The sequence below is a fragment of the Massilia sp. LXY-5 genome (genome assembly GCF_059801075.1).
Genome location: NZ_JBNNEH010000007.1, coordinates 77,456 through 95,152 on the forward strand (window position 1 = coordinate 77,456; position 17,697 = coordinate 95,152).

The 17,697-nt window shown below is 64.3% G+C and carries 17 protein-coding genes; 11 read left to right on the forward strand and 6 right to left on the reverse strand.

Annotated features, from left to right (window positions below):
• Positions 1-113: 113 nt before the first annotated feature.
• Positions 114-959 (forward strand): MOSC domain-containing protein, encoded by an 846-nt coding sequence (locus ACI48I_RS21575; protein ID WP_498575360.1) that lies wholly within the window; start codon positions 114-116, stop codon positions 957-959.
• A 98-nt stretch (positions 960-1,057) separates the two neighbouring features.
• Entirely contained in the window at positions 1,058-2,179 is a 1,122-nt protein-coding gene (locus tag ACI48I_RS21580; protein ID WP_498575361.1) for a sensor domain-containing diguanylate cyclase, read from the forward strand.
• A gap of 122 nt (positions 2,180-2,301) precedes the next feature.
• Here the strand turns inward: ACI48I_RS21580 and ACI48I_RS21585 are convergent, their stop codons facing one another.
• Positions 2,302-4,281: a monovalent cation:proton antiporter family protein gene (locus ACI48I_RS21585; RefSeq protein WP_498575362.1), complete on the reverse strand. Its 1,980-nt coding sequence runs from the start codon at positions 4,279-4,281 to the stop codon at positions 2,302-2,304.
• A gap of 87 nt (positions 4,282-4,368) precedes the next feature.
• Here ACI48I_RS21585 and ACI48I_RS21590 point away from each other — a divergent pair, with 87 nt between their 5' ends.
• The 8 genes from ACI48I_RS21590 (at position 4,369) to ACI48I_RS21625 (ending at position 11,060) form a co-directional block, all read left to right on the forward strand.
• Positions 4,369-5,391, forward strand: a complete 1,023-nt coding sequence (locus tag ACI48I_RS21590) for a KpsF/GutQ family sugar-phosphate isomerase (RefSeq protein WP_330635406.1) — start codon at positions 4,369-4,371, stop codon at positions 5,389-5,391.
• Entirely contained in the window at positions 5,392-5,922 is a 531-nt protein-coding gene (locus tag ACI48I_RS21595; RefSeq protein ID WP_193687413.1) for a KdsC family phosphatase, read from the forward strand.
• Between the two features lie 44 nt (positions 5,923-5,966).
• A complete protein-coding gene (gene lptC, locus ACI48I_RS21600; RefSeq protein ID WP_227496604.1) occupies positions 5,967-6,569 on the forward strand; it encodes an LPS export ABC transporter periplasmic protein LptC in 603 nt (200 codons plus the stop codon).
• A 15-nt stretch (positions 6,570-6,584) separates the two neighbouring features.
• Complete coding sequence (gene lptA / locus ACI48I_RS21605; RefSeq protein WP_498575363.1) at positions 6,585-7,175, forward strand: lipopolysaccharide transport periplasmic protein LptA; 591 nt, start codon at positions 6,585-6,587, stop codon at positions 7,173-7,175.
• A complete protein-coding gene (lptB, locus tag ACI48I_RS21610; RefSeq protein ID WP_193687410.1) occupies positions 7,175-7,936 on the forward strand; it encodes an LPS export ABC transporter ATP-binding protein in 762 nt (253 codons plus the stop codon). The genes lptA and lptB overlap by 1 nt, the downstream gene beginning before the upstream one ends.
• Before the next feature lie 38 nt (positions 7,937-7,974).
• Positions 7,975-9,441 carry an RNA polymerase factor sigma-54 gene (locus ACI48I_RS21615; protein ID WP_193687409.1) on the forward strand — a complete coding sequence of 489 codons (1,467 nt, stop codon included), beginning with the start codon at positions 7,975-7,977 and terminating at the stop codon, positions 9,439-9,441.
• A 63-nt stretch (positions 9,442-9,504) separates the two neighbouring features.
• Positions 9,505-9,861, forward strand: coding sequence for a ribosome hibernation-promoting factor, HPF/YfiA family (hpf, locus tag ACI48I_RS21620; protein WP_193687408.1), 357 nt, complete (start codon positions 9,505-9,507; stop codon positions 9,859-9,861).
• A gap of 113 nt (positions 9,862-9,974) precedes the next feature.
• Entirely contained in the window at positions 9,975-11,060 is a 1,086-nt protein-coding gene (locus tag ACI48I_RS21625) for an enoyl-CoA hydratase/isomerase family protein (RefSeq protein WP_498575364.1), read from the forward strand.
• Between the two features lie 159 nt (positions 11,061-11,219).
• Here the strand turns inward: ACI48I_RS21625 and rapZ are convergent, their stop codons facing one another.
• The 5 genes from rapZ to ilvA all read right to left on the reverse strand — a co-directional run bounded on the left by rapZ (position 11,220) and on the right by ilvA (position 16,886).
• On the reverse strand, positions 11,220-12,083 hold the full coding sequence (gene rapZ / locus ACI48I_RS21630; RefSeq protein ID WP_193687406.1) for an RNase adapter RapZ: 864 nt from the start codon (positions 12,081-12,083) through the stop codon (positions 11,220-11,222).
• Between the two features lie 244 nt (positions 12,084-12,327).
• Entirely contained in the window at positions 12,328-13,263 is a 936-nt protein-coding gene (gene hprK / locus ACI48I_RS21635) for an HPr(Ser) kinase/phosphatase (RefSeq protein WP_056345175.1), read from the reverse strand.
• Positions 13,264-13,313: 50 nt separating this feature from the next.
• The gene (locus ACI48I_RS21640; RefSeq protein WP_056345172.1) at positions 13,314-13,796 is read right to left on the reverse strand and encodes a PTS sugar transporter subunit IIA; all 483 of its coding nucleotides are present in this window, start codon (positions 13,794-13,796) and stop codon (positions 13,314-13,316) included.
• A gap of 342 nt (positions 13,797-14,138) precedes the next feature.
• The gene (gene queF, locus ACI48I_RS21645; protein ID WP_498575365.1) at positions 14,139-14,969 is read right to left on the reverse strand and encodes an NADPH-dependent 7-cyano-7-deazaguanine reductase QueF; all 831 of its coding nucleotides are present in this window, start codon (positions 14,967-14,969) and stop codon (positions 14,139-14,141) included.
• A gap of 384 nt (positions 14,970-15,353) precedes the next feature.
• Positions 15,354-16,886, reverse strand: a complete 1,533-nt coding sequence (gene ilvA / locus ACI48I_RS21650) for a threonine ammonia-lyase, biosynthetic (RefSeq protein ID WP_193687404.1) — start codon at positions 16,884-16,886, stop codon at positions 15,354-15,356.
• A 181-nt stretch (positions 16,887-17,067) separates the two neighbouring features.
• On the opposite strand from ilvA, the gene ACI48I_RS21655 reads away from it, so the two are divergent.
• A complete protein-coding gene (locus ACI48I_RS21655; RefSeq protein ID WP_193687403.1) occupies positions 17,068-17,571 on the forward strand; it encodes a YqaA family protein in 504 nt (167 codons plus the stop codon).
• Positions 17,572-17,697: the final 126 nt, after the last annotated feature.

The following is a 17,697-nucleotide window of genomic DNA, read 5'->3' on the forward strand; positions in this document are numbered from 1 at the left end:
GGCAACAGTGCACCGTAGGGTGGGCTCTCGAGCCCACGCGTTTGCACGACCAGCATTCATGCGGCCCGATTGATGCGATACTGTCGACCCTTCGACACGCACCCATCGCAGCAATGCCCACGCTCTCCCACCTCATCCTGTACCCGATCAAATCCTGCGCCGCCATGCCGGTCGATCAGGCGGTCGTCACCGTCTCCGGCCTGGCCGCGCACGGCGTGCACGACCGCGAATGGATGCTCGTCACCGATGAGGGCCAGTTCCTGACCCAGCGCGAATTTCCGCGCATGGCGACCATCAATCCGCGCGTCGAGGATGGTGCGCTGGTGGTCACCGCTCCCGGCGCGTCCCCGCTGCGCCTGCCGCTGGCCCTGGAAGCGGTAGCACCTACGCGGCGCGTGCAGATCTGGGACGACGTGGTCGACGCGATCGACTGCGGCGACGGGGCCGCCGCCTGGTTCGGCGACGTGCTCGGCACCCGCTGCCGCCTGGTGCGCTGCAAGCCCGATGCGGCCCGCCCTACCAGCGAAAAATGGACTGGCGGCGCACCCTCGTCCGCGCGCTTCTCCGACGCCTATCCGCTGCTGCTGATCGGCGCATCGGCCCTCGATGAGATCAACGGTCGCATGCGCGCCGCCGGACGCGCGGCCCTGCCGATGGACCGCTTCCGCCCGAACCTGGTGGTCGCGGACACCGACCCGTTCGAAGAGGACTACACCGCCTCGCTGCGTGCGGGCGAGATCGTGATCCGGCCGGTGAAACCCTGCGCGCGCTGTCCGATCCCGGCCATCGACCAGGCCACCGGCATCCCCGGCCCGGATCCGCTCGACATCCTGCAATCCTGGCGCGCCAGGGCGATCCTGGACGGGGCAGTGTGCGTCGGCATGAACTGCATCGTGAGCGAGGGCAGCGGCGGCATCCTGCGCGTCGGGCAGGCGTTCGAGGTCAGCCTGTCGTTTTAAGGCTGCGCCGGGCCAGCCGCGCGCGAAAAAAGCGGCAATCCCGTTCTCAATTGCCGAAAACTCACGTAATGTAACGGCTATTGCTAAAAGGAATGCCCATGCGCCAGCCGGACGCCGTATTGCCCGACCTGCGGGACCTCATTGCCGAGAACGAAGGCCTGCGTGCGCGGATCGGCTATGTCATGGAGCAGGCCCAACGCAATCACGAGATCATGGCGCGCCACCAGGCCTTCGACCTCGAAATCGTCGGCGCCTCGAATTTTCCGCAGCTGGTCGGCACGATCTTCCGCCTGCTGCCCGTCATTTCCGATCTCGACAGCGTCACGCTGTCCCTGGTCGACACCGATGCCGACATCTATACGGTGATGCACAAGCTGGGGGTCGACTTCGAGAATTTCCCCGACCTGCTGTTCTGCGAGCACGCGGTCGAACTCGGCTTTGAGCCGGGCGAACGCCCGCGTCCGCGCCTGGGACCGTATTCGCGCGCCGCGCATGGCGCGATGTTCCCGCATCCGCCCGCGGGCCTGGAAAGCGTGGCGCTGGTGCCGCTGCTGCGCAATAAACGCCTGATCGGCAGCCTGAACCTGGGCAGCTGCGACCCCCAGCGCTTCACCGCGGCGCTCGGCACCGATTTCGTCGAGCACATGGCCTCGATCATCGCGATCTGCCTGGAAAACGTGATCAGCAACGAGATGTTGAAATACATCGGGCTGACCGATCCGCTGACCGGCGTCTATAACCGCCGCTACATCGACCGCCGCCTGGTCGAAGAGATCGCGCGCGCCCAGCGCCAGAATTACCACATCTCCTTCATGTTCATCGACGTCGATTATTTCAAAAAGGTCAACGACAGCGTTGGACACCAGGCGGGCGACGACGTGCTGCGCGAAGTCGCGGCGCGCATCAAGATGGAATTGCGGGTGTCGGACGCGCTGGCGCGCTTCGGCGGAGAAGAATTCGTCGTCCTGCTGATCAATGCCGATTTGCAGGCGGCCGCCATGGTCGCCGACCGCATCCGCGCGGGCGTGGCCGACAAGCCCTTCGACCTGGCGGGCGGGCAGTACCTGAACGTGTCGGTCTCGATCGGCGTCGCCGCGCTCGACGATTACGCGCGCGACCATGCGATCGAAGGCGTGGCGCAGGCGCTCGTCGCTTCCGCCGACGGCGCCTTGTATCAGGCGAAGGAAGCAGGGCGCAACCGGGTGGTCATGGCGGGGTGAAATGGCATTTACCGGGAACGTCGAACAGACCCGTAGGGTGGGCGGCTTCGCCCGGAAGATCGAATATTGTTGGTTTTGACGCCGCCCACCCTGGGTCCCTTCGGCCCGTTGCACAGCGTTGCCTATAACAAGCGCCCCTCCGCCCGCGTCACCGCATCGCCCGACCCGCGCAGCACCACGACGTCTCCCGCCTGCAGCACTGTTCCCGGCATCGGCTCGATCCGCACCCGCACACGCCGGATGCCGCTGACTTCGGCCCCCAGCTCTTCCAGCCCGAGTTCGTCGATCCGGCGCCCGACCGCCTGCGCATCCGCGTTCAGCACCACCGAGTGCAAACGCACGTAGGTGTGCTCGGGGTCGTCGATCAAGTCGCTGGCGCCGTGAAAATAGCCGCGCAGGGAAGCGTAGCGTTCGTCGCGCGCGCTCTGCACGCGGTGCACCACGCGGCGCAGCGGCACGCCGACCACGACCAGCGCGTGCGAGGCCAGCATCAGGCTGCTCTCCAGCGCTTCCGGCACGACTTCCGTCGCCCCCGCCTGGCGCAGCAGTTCGAGGTCGCTGTCGTCATGGCTCCTGACGATCACCGGCAGCGAGGGCGCCAGCTCGTGCACCAGATGCAGCACTTTCAAGGCCGCGCGCGTGTCGGCAAACGTAATCACCAGGGCGCTGGCGCGGTTGATGCCGGCCGCGATCAGCGACTCGCGCCGGCCGGCGTCGCCGTAGGAGACGCTGGAGCCCGCCGCCTGCGCTTCCTGCACCCGTTCCGGATCGAGGTCGAGCGCATACCAGGGCAGCTTTTCGTCGGACAGCAAAGTCGCCACGCTCTGGCCGCTGCGCCCGAAGCCGGCGAGAATGACGTGCTTTTGCGCGGCCATCGTGCGGCTCGCCAGCTGGGTCAGCTGGAGCGACTGCATCATCCATTCGTTGGCGGCGATCTTCATGACGATCTGGTCGGACTTGGCGATGACGAAGGGCGCAACCAGCATCGACAGCACCATCGAGGCCAATACGAGCTGCATCAGGAACGGGTCGAGCAGCTTCGAGCCGGACGCCATGTTCAGCAGCACGAAGCCGAACTCGCCGGCCTGGGCCAGGGCGAGACCGGTGCGCATCGCGACCCCGTCCGAGGAACCGAAGGCCTTCGCCAGCGCCGCGATCAGCGCGAATTTCAGCAGCACGGGAATGGCCAGCAGCACCAGCACGAGCCACCAGTGGGTGATCACCACTTCCACGTTCAGCAGCATGCCGATCGTGATGAAGAAGAGGCCGAGCAGCACGTCGCGGAAGGGCTTGATGTCTTCCTCGACCTGGTGCTTGAACTGGGTTTCCGAGATCAGCATGCCGGCGACGAATGCGCCCAGCGCCATCGACAGGCCGGCGCGCTCGGTGATCCAGGCCGCGCCCAGCGTCACCAAGAGCAGGTTCAGCATGAACAGCTCCTGCGAGCGGCGCTTGGCGACAATGGTGAACCAGTTGCGCATCAGTTTCTGGCCGAAGAACAGCAGCAGGGCCAGCACCGCCGCGGCTTTGACGCCCGCCCAAGCCAGGGTTTTCACCAGGTTTTCCGGGTCTTTCGCCAGCGCGGGAATCAGGATCAGGAGCGGCACCACGGCCAGGTCCTGGAACAGCAGGATGCCGATGATGCGCCGTCCGTGGTCGCTTTCCAGCTCCAGCCGCTCGGTGAGCAGTTTGACGACGATGGCGGTCGACGACATCGCCAGCGCGCCGCCCAGGGCAAAGGCGGCCTGCCAGCTGATGTGCAGCTGCGGCGCCCACATCGTCAGAACGAAGCCGCCCAGGATGGTGGCGACGATGGTCAGCACCACCTGCGCCAGTCCCAGCCCGAACACGATGCGCCGCATCGAGCGCAGCTGGGCCAGCGAAAATTCGAGGCCGATGGAAAACATCAAAAATACGACACCGAATTCGGCCAGCGCGTGGGTCGCGCCGGTTTCCGCCGCGAGGCCGAAAGCGTGCGGGCCGATCAGCACGCCGACGGCCAGGTAACCCAGCATCGGCGGCAGGTGCAGGCTGCGAAACACGACCACGCCGAGCACGGCGCTGCCGAGCAGCAGCAGGGTCAATTCAAGTCCGGATGCCATGCGTTTTTAAGATCTTTATGCTGAGCGATCGTGGTTTTGATACGTCTGGCAAGTTTTTTGCTTTCGCAATTCGTTTATACTTACAGAATGAGTGTAACCGATGAAAAAACAATGCTGAACAGTTTTGACGAGAACCAGTCGCGCCGCGTGCTGGAGCTGGCGCGCGAAACCCTGACCATCGAGGCCGACGCCATCCACGCCATGCACGCCCGTCTCGGCGCCGACGACAGCGTCGCCCGCGCGGTCGGCCTGATGTTCGCCTGCACCGGCCGCGTGGTGGTGTCGGGCATGGGCAAATCCGGCCATATCGCGCGCAAGATCGCCGCGACCCTGGCCTCGACCGGGACCCCGGCCATGTTCGTCCACCCGGGTGAAGCCGCCCACGGCGACCTCGGCATGGTGACCGACAAGGACGTGTTCATCGCGATCTCGTATTCCGGCGAATCTTCCGAATTGATGGACATCCTGCCGGTCGTGAAACGCATGGGCACGCCCCTGATCGCGATGACCGGCAAGCCGCAATCGCGCCTGGCGCAGCTCTCCGACGTCCACCTCGACGTCTCGGTGTCCAAGGAAGCCTGCCCCCTGAACCTGGCGCCGACCGCCAGCACCACCGTCACGCTGGCCCTGGGCGACGCGCTGGCCGTGGCGTTGCTCGATGCGCACGGCTTCCGTGAGGAAGACTTCGCGCGCTCGCATCCGGGCGGCGCCCTGGGCCGGCGCCTGCTGACCCATGTGCGCGACGTGATGCGCAGCGGCGAAGCGATTCCCGCCGTGACCCCGGATACGCCGCTCACCCGCGCGCTGCTGGAGATCAGCCAGAAGGGCATGGGCATGACGGCCGTGGTCGACCCTGGCTTCAAGCCGCTGGGTGTGTTCACCGACGGCGACCTGCGCCGCCTGATCGAGCGCATGCAGGACTTTTCGAATGTGACCATCCGCGACGTGATGCACGTCGGCGCGCGCACCGTGCACCCCGACCAGCTGGCGGTCGACGCGGTCGCGATCATGGAAGAGTTCCGCATCAACCAGATGCTGGTGGTCGATGAAGCGGGCGTGCTGGTCGGCGCGCTGCACATCCACGACCTGACGCGCGCCAAGGTGATTTAAATGACCCCGCTGGAACACATGACCCGCGCGGCGCGCGTAAAAGTGATGATCTTCGACGTCGACGGCATCCTGACCGACGGCAGCCTGACCTATGGGCCGGACGGCGAGGTCACCAAGACCTTCAACGTGCTCGATGGCCTGGGCATCCAGCTGCTGCAGAAGACGGGCGTGATCACCGCCATCATCAGCGCACGCAAATCGCCGATCGTGCTGGCGCGTGCCCGCGACCTCGGCATCAACCACGTCTGGCAGGGCCACCACGACAAGCGCGTCGCGTTTGCCGAGCTGCTCGAGCAGACCGGCTTCACGGCCGAGCAGTGCGGCTACATCGGCGACGACGTGATCGACCTGCCGCTGCTGACGAAAGTCGGTTTCGCCGTGACGGTGCCGACCGGGCATCCGGAAGTGCAGCACCGGGCGCACTATGTGACGAAAGCCGGCGGCGGCCGCGGCGCCGTGCGCGAAGTGTGCGACATGGTCATGCGCGCCCAGGGCACGTACGAGCAGGCGCTCTCGCCCTATTTCGCATGAGTTCAAATGAATTCGACTAAGCGCTTAACCGCATGGCAACCTACGTGAACAAACGGACCGCGCACCGCTGGCGCCTGCTGGCCTTGATGCTGACGGCGGTCTTCTTCGCCTTCGGCAGCTTCTGGCTGCTGCAGGCGGTCCAGACCGACGATGCGACGGGCGTCGGCAACGGCCTGAACGAACCCGACTACATCGTCGAGAATTTCAGCTTCGTGCGCATGACCGAACACGGCGCGCCGCGCTACGTGGTGTCGGGCGCGCGCCTGGCCCACCATCCGGACAACGACGTTTCGGAAGTGACCAGGCCGGTCGTCGAGAGCATGGCGCCGGGCCGCCCGCGCATGACCATGCACGCCGACCGCGGCCAGGTCTACCACGGCGAAGACCGCGTCGAGTTGATGGGCAACGTCGACGTCAACCGCCCGGCCACGCCGAAGAGCGCGGCCCTGCGCGCGAAAACCGAGGCCCTGACCGTGCTGGCCGACGACGAGATCGTCAAGACCGATCGTCCGGTCCAGATGACGCTCGGCGCCGCCTCGGCCAACGGCGTCGGCATGGTGGCCGAGAACCCGACGCAGAAGCTGCACCTCGGCGGCCGCGGCCAGATCGTCTATCCGCCGCGTACGAGCCCCGCACCCAACCAATAACAGGAACGAGCCCTAATGAAAAAAATCTTCGCCGCCGCCTTCCTTTCGCTGCTGTCGCTGACGGCAGCCCACGCCGAGCGCGCGGACTCGCTCAAGCAGGCCGTCATCAACTTCGATTCGCTCGACGTCGACGAAGTCACGCAGACGCGCATCCTGACGGGGAATGTGGTCCTCACGCGCGGCACCCTGATCCTGAAGTCGGACCGCGCGCTGCTCAAGGAAACCCCGGAAGGCTACATGAACGTCACGCTTACTTCGAACCCGGGGCGCGTGGCGACCTTCCGCCAGAAGCGCGACGGCGGCCCGGACCTGTGGGTCGAAGGCCAGGCCGAGCGCATCGAATACGACGAGCGGGTGGAACTCGTGAAACTGTTCTCGAAGGCGATCGTGAAGGAACTCGAGAACGGGCGCCTGACGAACGAACTCGATGGCGCCTACATCTCCTACGACAACCGCAAGGAAGTGGCCACCGTGCGCAACGACGCCAGCGGCGAGACCAAGTCCGGCGGCGGCCGCGGCACCCTGATCATCGCGCCGCGCCGCACTGCGCCCGCCGCGGCTCCAGCGGTGGCTCCGGCAGCGCCGGCAGCACCAGGAAAGAAATAATGAAAGATGCACGCGACAACCGCAGCACCCTGGTGGTGCGCGGACTGCAAAAAAGCTATGGCAAGCGCCTGGTCGTGCGCGACGTCTCGCTGGAGGTCGGCTGCGGCGAAGTCGTCGGCCTGCTCGGCCCCAACGGCGCCGGCAAGACCACCTCGTTCTACATGATCGTCGGCCTGGTGCCGTCGGACGCCGGTACCATCGAGATCAATGGCGCCAACATTTCGAGCCTGCCGATCCACCGGCGCGCGGTGATGGGCCTGTCGTACCTGCCGCAGGAAGCCTCGGTGTTTCGCAAGCTGACGGTGGAAGACAATATCCGCGCCGTGCTCGAACTGCAGCGCGACGACAACGGCAAGGCGCTGACGAAGGATGCCATCAATACGCGCCTCGACTCGCTGCTGGCCGAACTGCAGATCGAGAAGCTGCGCGAGAACCCGGCCCTGTCGCTGTCGGGCGGCGAGCGGCGCCGCGTCGAGATCGCGCGCGCGCTGGCGACCAATCCGCGCTTCGTGCTGCTCGACGAACCGTTCGCCGGCGTCGACCCGATCGCCGTGATCGAGATCCAGCGCATCGTGCGCTTCCTGAAGGAACGCGGCATCGGCGTCCTGATCACCGACCACAATGTGCGCGAGACGCTCGGCATCTGCGACCGCGCCTACATCATCAACCAGGGCGCGGTGCTGGCGTCGGGACGTCCCGACGACATCATCGCCGACGAGTCGGTACGACGCGTCTACCTGGGCGAACACTTCCGCATGTAGCAAGGCTGTAGCAACAACACGGGACACCAAGCGGCACCATGAAACAATCCCTGCAACTCCGGACTTCGCAGCACCTGGCGCTCACGCCGCAGCTTCAGCAGTCGATCCGCCTGCTGCAGCTCTCCACCCTCGAACTGCATCAGGAGATCGAGCAGATCCTGTCCGATAACCCGCTGCTCGAACGGCTCGACGACCCGCTCGACCACTCGGTGCGCCTGCTGGCCGACGGCGCGATCAACAGCGCGCCGGCGCAAGCCGAGGCGCCGGCGCCGAACAACGAGGAGGGCGCCCCTGCGCCCGAGGCGGCCGAGGGCGGCGAAGGCGGCGAGGTCGAACGCGGCGAGTCCGAGGGCGACTGGGGAGAGGGTTCGCGCGCATCGAGCGGCGACGGCGACGACGACGGCCGCCCGCAGCTCGGCGCGGTCGGCGTGACCCTGCGCGAGCATCTGTGCGAGCAGATTCGCGTGACGGGCGTCACGGCGCGCGACCGCGCGCTGGCCGAACTCGTGATCGACGCGATCGACGACAACGGCTACCTGGAGGAGCAGCTCGACGAGATCCATGCGCGCTTGCCGGAGGAGCTCGAGGTCGAGATGGACGAACTGCGCTGCGCGCTGGCGCTGGTGCAAAGCCTCGACCCGGTCGGCGTCGGCGCGCGCAGCGCATCCGAATGCCTGGCGCTGCAGATCCGCGCGATGCCGGGCGTGCCGCTGGTGACGCGGCGCATGGCCCTGAAAATCGTCGAGGGGTATCTGAGCTGGTTCGCGCAGCGCGAATTCACGAAACTGAAAAAAGCGCTCGACTGCGACGACGAGGACCTGCGCGAGGCGCAGGCCGTGATCCGCCAGTGCAATCCGCATCCCGGCGCCGCCTTCGCATCGAGCGTCTCGGATTACGTCGTACCGGACGTTATTGTCCGCAAGTCGAAGGGCGGCTGGAGCGTCTCGCTGAACAACGAAGTGATGCCGCGCCTGCGTGTGAACAACGTCTATGCGAATTTGCTCAAGCAGGGAAAAGGCGAAGGCCAGATGAGCGCGCAGCTGCAGGAAGCGAAGTGGCTCATTAAAAATATGCGCCAGCGTTTCGACACGATCCTGCGTGTTTCGCAGGCAATTGTGGAGCGCCAGAAGAACTTTTTCAGCCATGGCGCGGTTGCCATGCGTCCCCTTGTGCTTCGCGAGATAGCTGATACACTAGGACTACACGAGAGCACAATTTCTCGCGTGACAACTCAAAAATTCATGCTGACCCCGCACGGCATGTTTGAGCTGAAGTATTTCTTCGGAAGCCATGTCGCCACCGAAGCGGGGGGCGAAGCATCGTCTACGGCGATACGGGCGCTCATTGCGCAACTGACAGGAGCAGAAGACCCAAAGAACCCATTATCCGACAGCAAGATCGCGGAAATGCTCGGTGAACAAGGGATGGTCATTGCGCGCCGCACGGTTGCAAAATACCGCGAGGCACTCAAGATTCCTCCCGTCAGTCTCCGCAAATCCTTGTAACAGCGGCCCCCATGCGCACTCCCTGCGCGGCGCGGCGGCCGCTACATTTTCAAAGGAGTGTGTATGAATCTCACCATCAGTGGCCACCACCTCGACGTCACCCCCGCCATCCGTGAATACGTACAGAACAAGCTCGAACGCATCACCCGCCATTTCGATCAAGTGATCGATTCCCACGTCATCCTCGCGATCGACAACCTCACCGAAAAAGACAAACGACAGAAGGCCGAGATCAACCTGCGCGTCTCCGGCAAGACCGTACACGTGGAAAGTGTGGCGCAAGACCTGTATGCGGCGATCGATCTCCTGATGGACAGGCTCGATCGCCAGGTGATGAAATACAAGACGATGTTGAAGGACCATAGTCGTGAGGCGCTCAAGCGCCTGCCTGAAGGCGGAGAGGCTGCTGCTGCGATCTGATCGCGCATCGAGCACCGTCTGAACGAGGGCGCCGGAAGGCGCCCTTTTCATTTTGTGCGGTGGACGGCAGTGTCTTGGGTAAAATGCTTGTCTTTTCCATCAACGAATTCGCCATGACCGACCATGTCCTGACCCGCGTTGCCAACGGCACCGGCATCATCACGCTCGACCGTCCCAAGGCTCTGAACTCCCTCTCGCTGGCGATGGTGCGGCGCCTGACGGACATCCTGCTGGCCTGGCGCGACGACGCGTCGGTGTGCGCGGTCGTCCTCACCAGCAGCAGCGAAAAAGCCCTCTGCGCGGGCGGCGATATCCGCTTCTTCCACGAAGCCGGCCACGCGACCCCGACCGGCGGCAGCGCCCTGCTCGAAGATTTCTTCACCGAGGAATACGCGCTGAACCATCTGATCCACTTCTATCCGAAACCGTATGTGTCGATCATGGACGGCGTGGTGATGGGCGGCGGCATGGGTATCGCCCAGGGCGGTCCTGAAACTGGCCTGCGCATCGTGACCGAGCGCACGAAGATGGCGATGCCGGAAGTGAACATCGGCCTGTTCCCGGACGTCGGCGGCAGCCATTTCCTGTCGCACGCGCCGGGCCAGCTGGGCAACTACCTGGGCCTGACCGGACTGACGATCGGCGCTGCCGACGCGCTGTACCTCGGCCTGGCCGACGTCTTCGTGCCGGGCGCGCAGCTGGGCGAACTGAACGCGCTGATCGAATCGACGCCGGGCGCTCAGCTGGCTGACGCGATCCGTCGCTTCGCTGAGCGCTTCGCTGTGGACGCGGGCCGGAGCGTGCTGGAGACGCAGCGCGCCGCGATCGACGCGCACTTCGGCGCCGGTTCGGTGGCCGCCATCATGGCCTCGCTGGAAAAGGACGAGAATCCGTTCCTGCAGAAAGCCCTGGCTGCGATGCGCCAGCGTTCACCGCTGATGATGTGCGTGACCTGGGAGATGCTGCAGCGTGGGGCCGCGCTCGATGTCGCCGACTGCCTGCGCATGGAACGCTCGCTGGTGCGCCGCAATTTTGAACACGGGGAAGTGCTGGAAGGCGTGCGCGCGCTGGTGATCGACAAGGACAATGCGCCTGCCTGGAATCCGCCAACGCTCGACGCGGTGACTCCGGAAATGGTGGAGCAGTTCTTCGAACCTGTCTGGCCGGATCACGCACACCCGCTGCGGCATTTAAGCTGATAACTGTAGCGTAACGCAGGGTGGGCTCCCCGAGCCCACGCGGCGATACATGGCAGCGAGATCATCCGGCACGAAATCGGAGCCCGCGCGTATCACCGCGTGGGGTCGTTGAGGCCAATGGCCTCAACGACGGTTTCACTGGAGCCCACCCTACGGGAGCTACGACTGCTCGCGATGCCGCAGCACCACGCGCTCGCTCTCGTTGAAGTAGGCCGCCAACCGCTCCGCCATGTACACCGAGCGGTGCTGCCCGCCGGTACAGCCGACGGCCACCGTCAGGTAGCTGCGGTTGTCCGTCTTGAACGAAGGCAGCCACTTTTCCACGAACTTGCAGATATCGTGCAGCATCTCGGTGGCGCTCGGCTGGGCCTCGAGGAAGGCGATCACGGGGGCGTCCTTGCCGGTCAGCGGGCGCAGCGCCAGGTCGTAATACGGGTTCGGGATGGCGCGCACGTCGAACACGAAGTCGGCGTCGAGCGGCACGCCGACCTTGAAGGCGAAGGACTCGAAGAACAGGGTCAGCGGTGCGTGCTGGACTTCGGCCAGTTCCTTGATCCAGCCGCGCAGTTTATTCGCCGATGCTTCGGAGGTGTCGATCACGTGACCGAGCTGCTCGATCGCGCCGAGGCGTTCACGCTCCTCGGCGATGCATTCGATCAGCGTGCGGCGCGAGGCCGGGTTTTCGCCCGGGCGCAGCGTGTGCGACAGCGGATGGCTGCGCCGCGTTTCGGAGAAGCGCGCCACCAGCGAATGGGTGCTCGAGGTCAGGAACAGCACCTTGACCTGGTGGCCTTCTTCTTTCAGCCGCGCCACCGTCAGCGGCAATTCGGTCAGCGATTCCGAGCTGCGGGCATCGACCGCGACGGCGAGCTTGCCCGTGCCTTCGCTCGACACGGCTTTCACCAGCTGCGGCAGCAAGGCCGGCGGCAGGTTGTCGACGCAGTAGTAACCCGCGTCTTCCAGAACATTCAGGGCAACCGATTTGCCCGATCCGGAGATACCGGTGATGAGAACGATGTGCATGGCGCGATGATACCGCAACCGTAGCAACTTTGTCCCCGGTCGTCCCGATTTTGACCGGTTGAAAGCGATTACCTTCCGATCGTGAACGTTAGCAGCGAATGCACGGGGGTTGCGGCGCGTTTGGGCAGAGCAAGCGCTCTAATCTCCGCTCATGGCCTGACGTTGGTGGAGCAGGGGTTTCGCGGGACATGTCCCGCGCCTGCGGAACGGTCTGCCCTTGCAAGGGCAGACTCCTTGGCAACACTCAATCTCCGCTCATCGCTTGTCGTTGCCGCTCCATGAACTCCTGCAGCGTATCGATCCCGCGCAATTGCAGGATCGTATTGCGCACCGCGGCCTCGAGCAGCACCGCGATGTTGCGGCCGGCTGCCACCGGAATGACGACCTTGCGGATCGGCAGTCCCAGCACTTCTTCGGTCGGGAAATGGAAGGGCAGGCGCTCGACTTCCTCGTCGAGCACGCCGCGTTTTACCAGGTGCACGATCAGTTTCAGGCGCATCTTGCGGCGCACCGCGGTCTCGCCGAAGATCGCCTTGATGTCGAGCAGGCCGAGGCCGCGCACCTCCAGCAGGTTCTGCAGCAGGGGCGGGCAGCGGCCCTCGATCATGTTCGGGGCGATGCGCGAGAATTCGACGGCATCGTCGGCGACCAGACCGTGCGAGCGCGAGATCAGCTCGAGACCGAGCTCGCTTTTGCCGAGGCCGGAATCGCCCGTGATCAGCACGCCGACGCCGAGCACGTCCATGAAGACGCCGTGCATGATCACGCGCTGGGCCAGCTTTTTCGACAGGTACACGCGCAGGAAGTCGATCACCTGGGCCGCAGGCAGCGGGGTCGAAAACAGCGGGATGTTCTGCTCGTCGCAGATGGCAAGGATGTCGGGCGGGGTTTCCAGGCCTTGCGCGATGATCAGCGCCGGCGGCCCGCCGCCGATGAGTTCGCCGATCACGTGGCTGCGCGAACTCGATTTCAGGCGGTGGTAGTAATTCAGTTCCTGGTGCCCGAAGACCTGGATGCGGCCCGGGTGGATCAGGTTCAGGTGGCCGACCTGGTCGGCGGCCGAGGCGACGTCGCCCGAGATCAGCCGCTCGCCCCCTGGAAAGCCGGCGAACCAGCCCAGTTGCAGGCTGTCGCGGTTGTCGTCGTACAGCCGTTGGATGGTGAGCGGAGTCTGCAGCATGGCAAGATCGGTAAGGTTAAACGCGTGGCGGAGAGGACTCCCCCACGAGTTTAACCCAAGGCCTGCAAGCTAGGTTGCCAGTTGATAATGCGTTCGTGGATCGAGCGCGGATCGGTATCGGTGGCCAGGGCGGTGCGGATCGCTTCGTCCGAGAACAGCTCGGCAATTTCCGACAGGATTTCCAGGTGCTGCTGCGTCACGTGGTCCGGAATCAGGAGGAAGAACAGCAGGCTGACCGGCTGGCCGTCGGGCGATTCGAAGGGGATCGGTGCGGCCAGGCGAACAAACGCGGCGATCGGCTGCTTCAAACTCTTGCTGCCCTTGATGCGTCCGTGCGGCACGGCGACGCCATGGCCGAGGCCGGTCGAACCGAGGCGCTCGCGCGCGAACAGGTTCTCCGAGACGGTCGAACGTGCGATCCCGCAGTTGTTCTCGAAAATCAGTCCGGCCTGTTCAAAGGCGCGCTTCTTGCTCGACACTTCGATGTCGAGCTGGACGTTTTCGAGGGAAAGGATTTTGCTGAGGTTGGTCATTTCACGCTTTTCATAATGCGGCACCAAGGCCGACTTGCGGAGCGGAATTATAGGCCTGTTTTCCGGCCCTGTAATTCGATTTCGCGTCGGTATCCTACGCCTGTCGCCGGTTTCTTTCGACCTCTCAGCCACCCTTGTCTTAGCCCTCTTTGCGCTTTCACAAGAGGACGCGCAATTTCCGCAACGAAAAGTGGTAGTGGCTGAATGAATCGAAGGAAAGACGGCGCGTTCGCCGTCTTTTCACCGTCTTTGCATATTAATTATGCATACTGAAGGTAACAATAAAATATCGTTTGTCCGTCGATTCTGTGGCTGGAAAGGTACAACGGTCGTGGCGCCGATTTACTGGCGCGCGCCGCGCAGGTTGTGCGGCCGCCCGGTGCTGAAATTCGCCCGCCACGGATTGATGTCGAGGCCGCCACGGCGGGTGTAGCGCGCGTACACCGCCAGCTTGCTCGGTTTGCACTGGCGCAGGATGTCGATGAAGATGCGCTCGACGCACTGCTCGTGGAATTCATTGTGCTCGCGAAAGCCGATCAGGTAGCGCAGCAGGCCTTCCTGGTCGATTTGCGGACCCGCATACTCGATCTGCACGCTGCCCCAGTCCGGCTGTCCGGTGACGAGGCAATTCGATTTCAGCAGGTTCGAGACTAGGGTTTCCTCGACCGGCGCCTCGTCGAAATTGGCGGTGAGCAGGTGCGGCGCCGGCGAATAATCGTCGACTTCGATGTCGAGGCGGTCCAGCGACAGTCCTTCGAGTTCGCCCATTTTGAGCTTGCCGAAATTCTCGGGCTCGACCAGCGTGATGTGGACCGGCGCACCGAAGGCGTTCGACAAGTCCTCGCGCAGCAGGGACAACAGGGCATCCGGACCGGCCACGCGCGTCTGGTTGAAGGAATTGAGGTAGAGCTTGAACGACTTCGATTCGACGATGTTCGGCGAATCGGCCGGCGCGCTGATGGTCGCGATCGCCACCTGCGGCTTGCCGCGCATGTTCAGCCACGACAATTCGTAGGCATTCCAGATGTCCAGGCCGAAGAAGGGCAAGGTACCGGTGATCGCCAGTTCCTCGCGCTTTTGCTGGCGCGGAATCGGGAACAGCAGCTCCGGTGCGTACTGGGTCTGGTAGGCGGAAGATTTTCCAAGTGGCGATTGATCGGGGGTGTTGTGCATGATCTCGTCTCGATGGGCCCGGCGGCGGCAAAGCGGCGTATCGTACACCTTTCCGCGGATGGGTGTGTGTCTGGCCTGCGGTGCGGCAGCCGCATGACGCGTGGGCTCGGAGAGCCCACCCTACGGTGAGCAGCGGTCAACGACAACGCCCGCGGCCGTGGCGTAACGTAGGGTGGGCTCCCCGAGCCCACGCGTTACGACGGTGCGCAGCGGTCAACGTACAACGCCCGCGGCTGTGGCGTAACGTAGGGTGGGCTCCCCGAGCCCACGCGTTACGACGGTGCGCAGCGGTCAACGACAACGCCCGCAGCTGTGGCGTAACGTAGGGTGGGCTCTCCGAGCCCACGCGTTACGTACGTGTCACCGGCCGCTATCACAAGGCAATCACAAGAACAGTTTATAAACCGGATTCGCCGTCTCGTCCCAATACCGGTACCCCAGCGTCGCCAGGAACTGCCGGAACTCGTCCATCTCCCCGCTCGGCACCTGCAGGCCGACCAGGATGCGGCCCACGTCGCCCCCCTGGTTCCGGTAATGAAACAGCGAGATATTCCAGTTCGGCGCCATGCTGTCGAGGAAGCGCATCAGCGCACCCGGACGCTCGGGGAATTCGAAGCGGTACAGCAGCTCGTCCTGGGCCAGTGCGCTTTTGCCGCCGACCAGGTGGCGGATGTGCAGCTTGGCCAGTTCGTCGTGGGTGAGGTCGAGCGTGGCGAAATCGTGCTGCTCGAAGGTGTGGGCCAGCAGGCTCGATTCGCCGCGGCTGCCGACCTGCACGCCCACGAACACGTGCGCCTGGCGCGCATCGCTGATCCGGTACGTAAACTCGGTGACGTTGCGCGGACCGACCAGCGAGCAGAAACGCTTGAAACTGCCGCGCTGCTCGGGAATGGTCACCGCGAACACGGCCTCCCGCGCTTCGCCCAGCTCGGCGCGCTCGGCAACGAAACGCAGGCGATCGAAATTCATGTTGGCGCCGCAGGCGACCGCCACCAGGGACTCGTTCTTCACCGGCTGGCGCGCCATCTGCGAGCGTTCGATATAGGCCTTGGCGCCTGCGATCGCCAGCGCGCCGGCCGGCTCCAGGATGGAACGGGTGTCCTGGAACACGTCCTGGATCGCGGCGCAGATCGCATCGGTGTCGACCAGGATGATCTCGTCCACGACTTGCTGCGCCACGCGGAAGGTCTCTTCGCCGACCAGGCGCACCGCGGTGCCGTCCGAGAACAGGCCGACGTCGGGCAGCGTGATGCGCTCGCCCGCCTTCAAACTTTTCGCCATCGCGTCCGAATCGATCGACTGCACGCCGATGATCTTGATGTCCGGGCGCACCGCTTTCACATAAGCGCCGATGCCCGAGATCAGGCCGCCGCCGCCGATGGCGACGAAGATCGCGTGGATCGGGCTCGAATGCTGGCGCAGGATCTCCATGCCGATCGTGCCCTGGCCGGCAATCACGTCCGGGTCGTCGAAGGGGTGGACGAAGGTCAGCTTCTGCTCGCGCTCGAGCGTGATCGCGTGGTTGTAGGCGTCGGTGTAGGAGTCGCCGTGCAGCACGACCTCGACCGCATTGCCGCCGCGCGATTTGACCGCGTCGATTTTCACCTGCGGTGTCGTGGTCGGCATCACGATTAGCGCACGGCAGCCGAGGCGGGCGGCGGACAGGGCCACGCCTTGCGCGTGGTTGCCGGCCGAGGCGCAGATCACGCCGCGCTTCAGGGCCTCCTGCGACAGGTGCGCCATCTTGTTGTAGGCGCCGCGCAGTTTAAAACTGAACACGCTCTGCATGTCTTCGCGCTTGAAATAGATGCGGTTGCCGAAGCGCTGCGACAGGGTGGGCGCGAGTTCGAGCGGCGTTTCCTGGGCGACGTCGTAGACGCGCGCGGTCAGGATTTTTTTCAAATAGTCGGTTGTCATGATCAAGAAAGGAGAGTGCGTGGCCAGTATCCTGGTTCCTGTGACGCGAGACTGAAAACCTTGGCGGGTGACCTAAGCTGCAGTGCGACACGCCCTCCCGGGTAGCGGGCACGGCGTATCGTGTCGGGGCGATGTGTTTTCCTTATTATAATGGACCTCTCCAATTGCCGAACCTTCACTGATGATCGAAACCGCTGTCCTCTGGCTGCTCAAGGTCCTCGCCGCTCCCACAGTCGGGCTCACGTCGGTCTTTCTCATCGCATTCGTCTCCGCCACCCTGGTGCCGCTCGGTTCCGAGCCGGCCGTATTCGCCGTCGTGAAGGCGAACGAGGCCATGTTCTGGCCGGCGATCATCGTCGCCACCATCGGCAACACCCTGGGCGGTGCGGTCGACTACCTGATCGGCTATCGGGCCAAGATCGCCTTTGCCCGCGAACGCCAGAGCCGCTGGTTCGGCTGGCTGGCGAAGTACGGCTCGAAAACCATGCTGCTGTCCTGGGTGCCGGGAATCGGCGATCCGCTCTGTACGCTGGCCGGCTGGCTGCATTTGCCGTTCTGGTCCTCCGTGATGTACATGGCGATCGGGAAGTTCGGGAGATATCTCACCATGACGGCGGTGCTGCTGTATGTGCCGGACGACGCCTGGCGCAGGGTGGGGGACATGATGACGCGCTTCACCGGCTGATCCGGCTCGCAGGCTTACTTTCGATGCCTGAGAGGATGTTTTTGCGAATCTAATTTGCGTTCGAAGTCGTCTATACGCATTTTGTTGCTTCCCACCTCGGCAGGAAATTGTCTCGGCCCAGCGTTG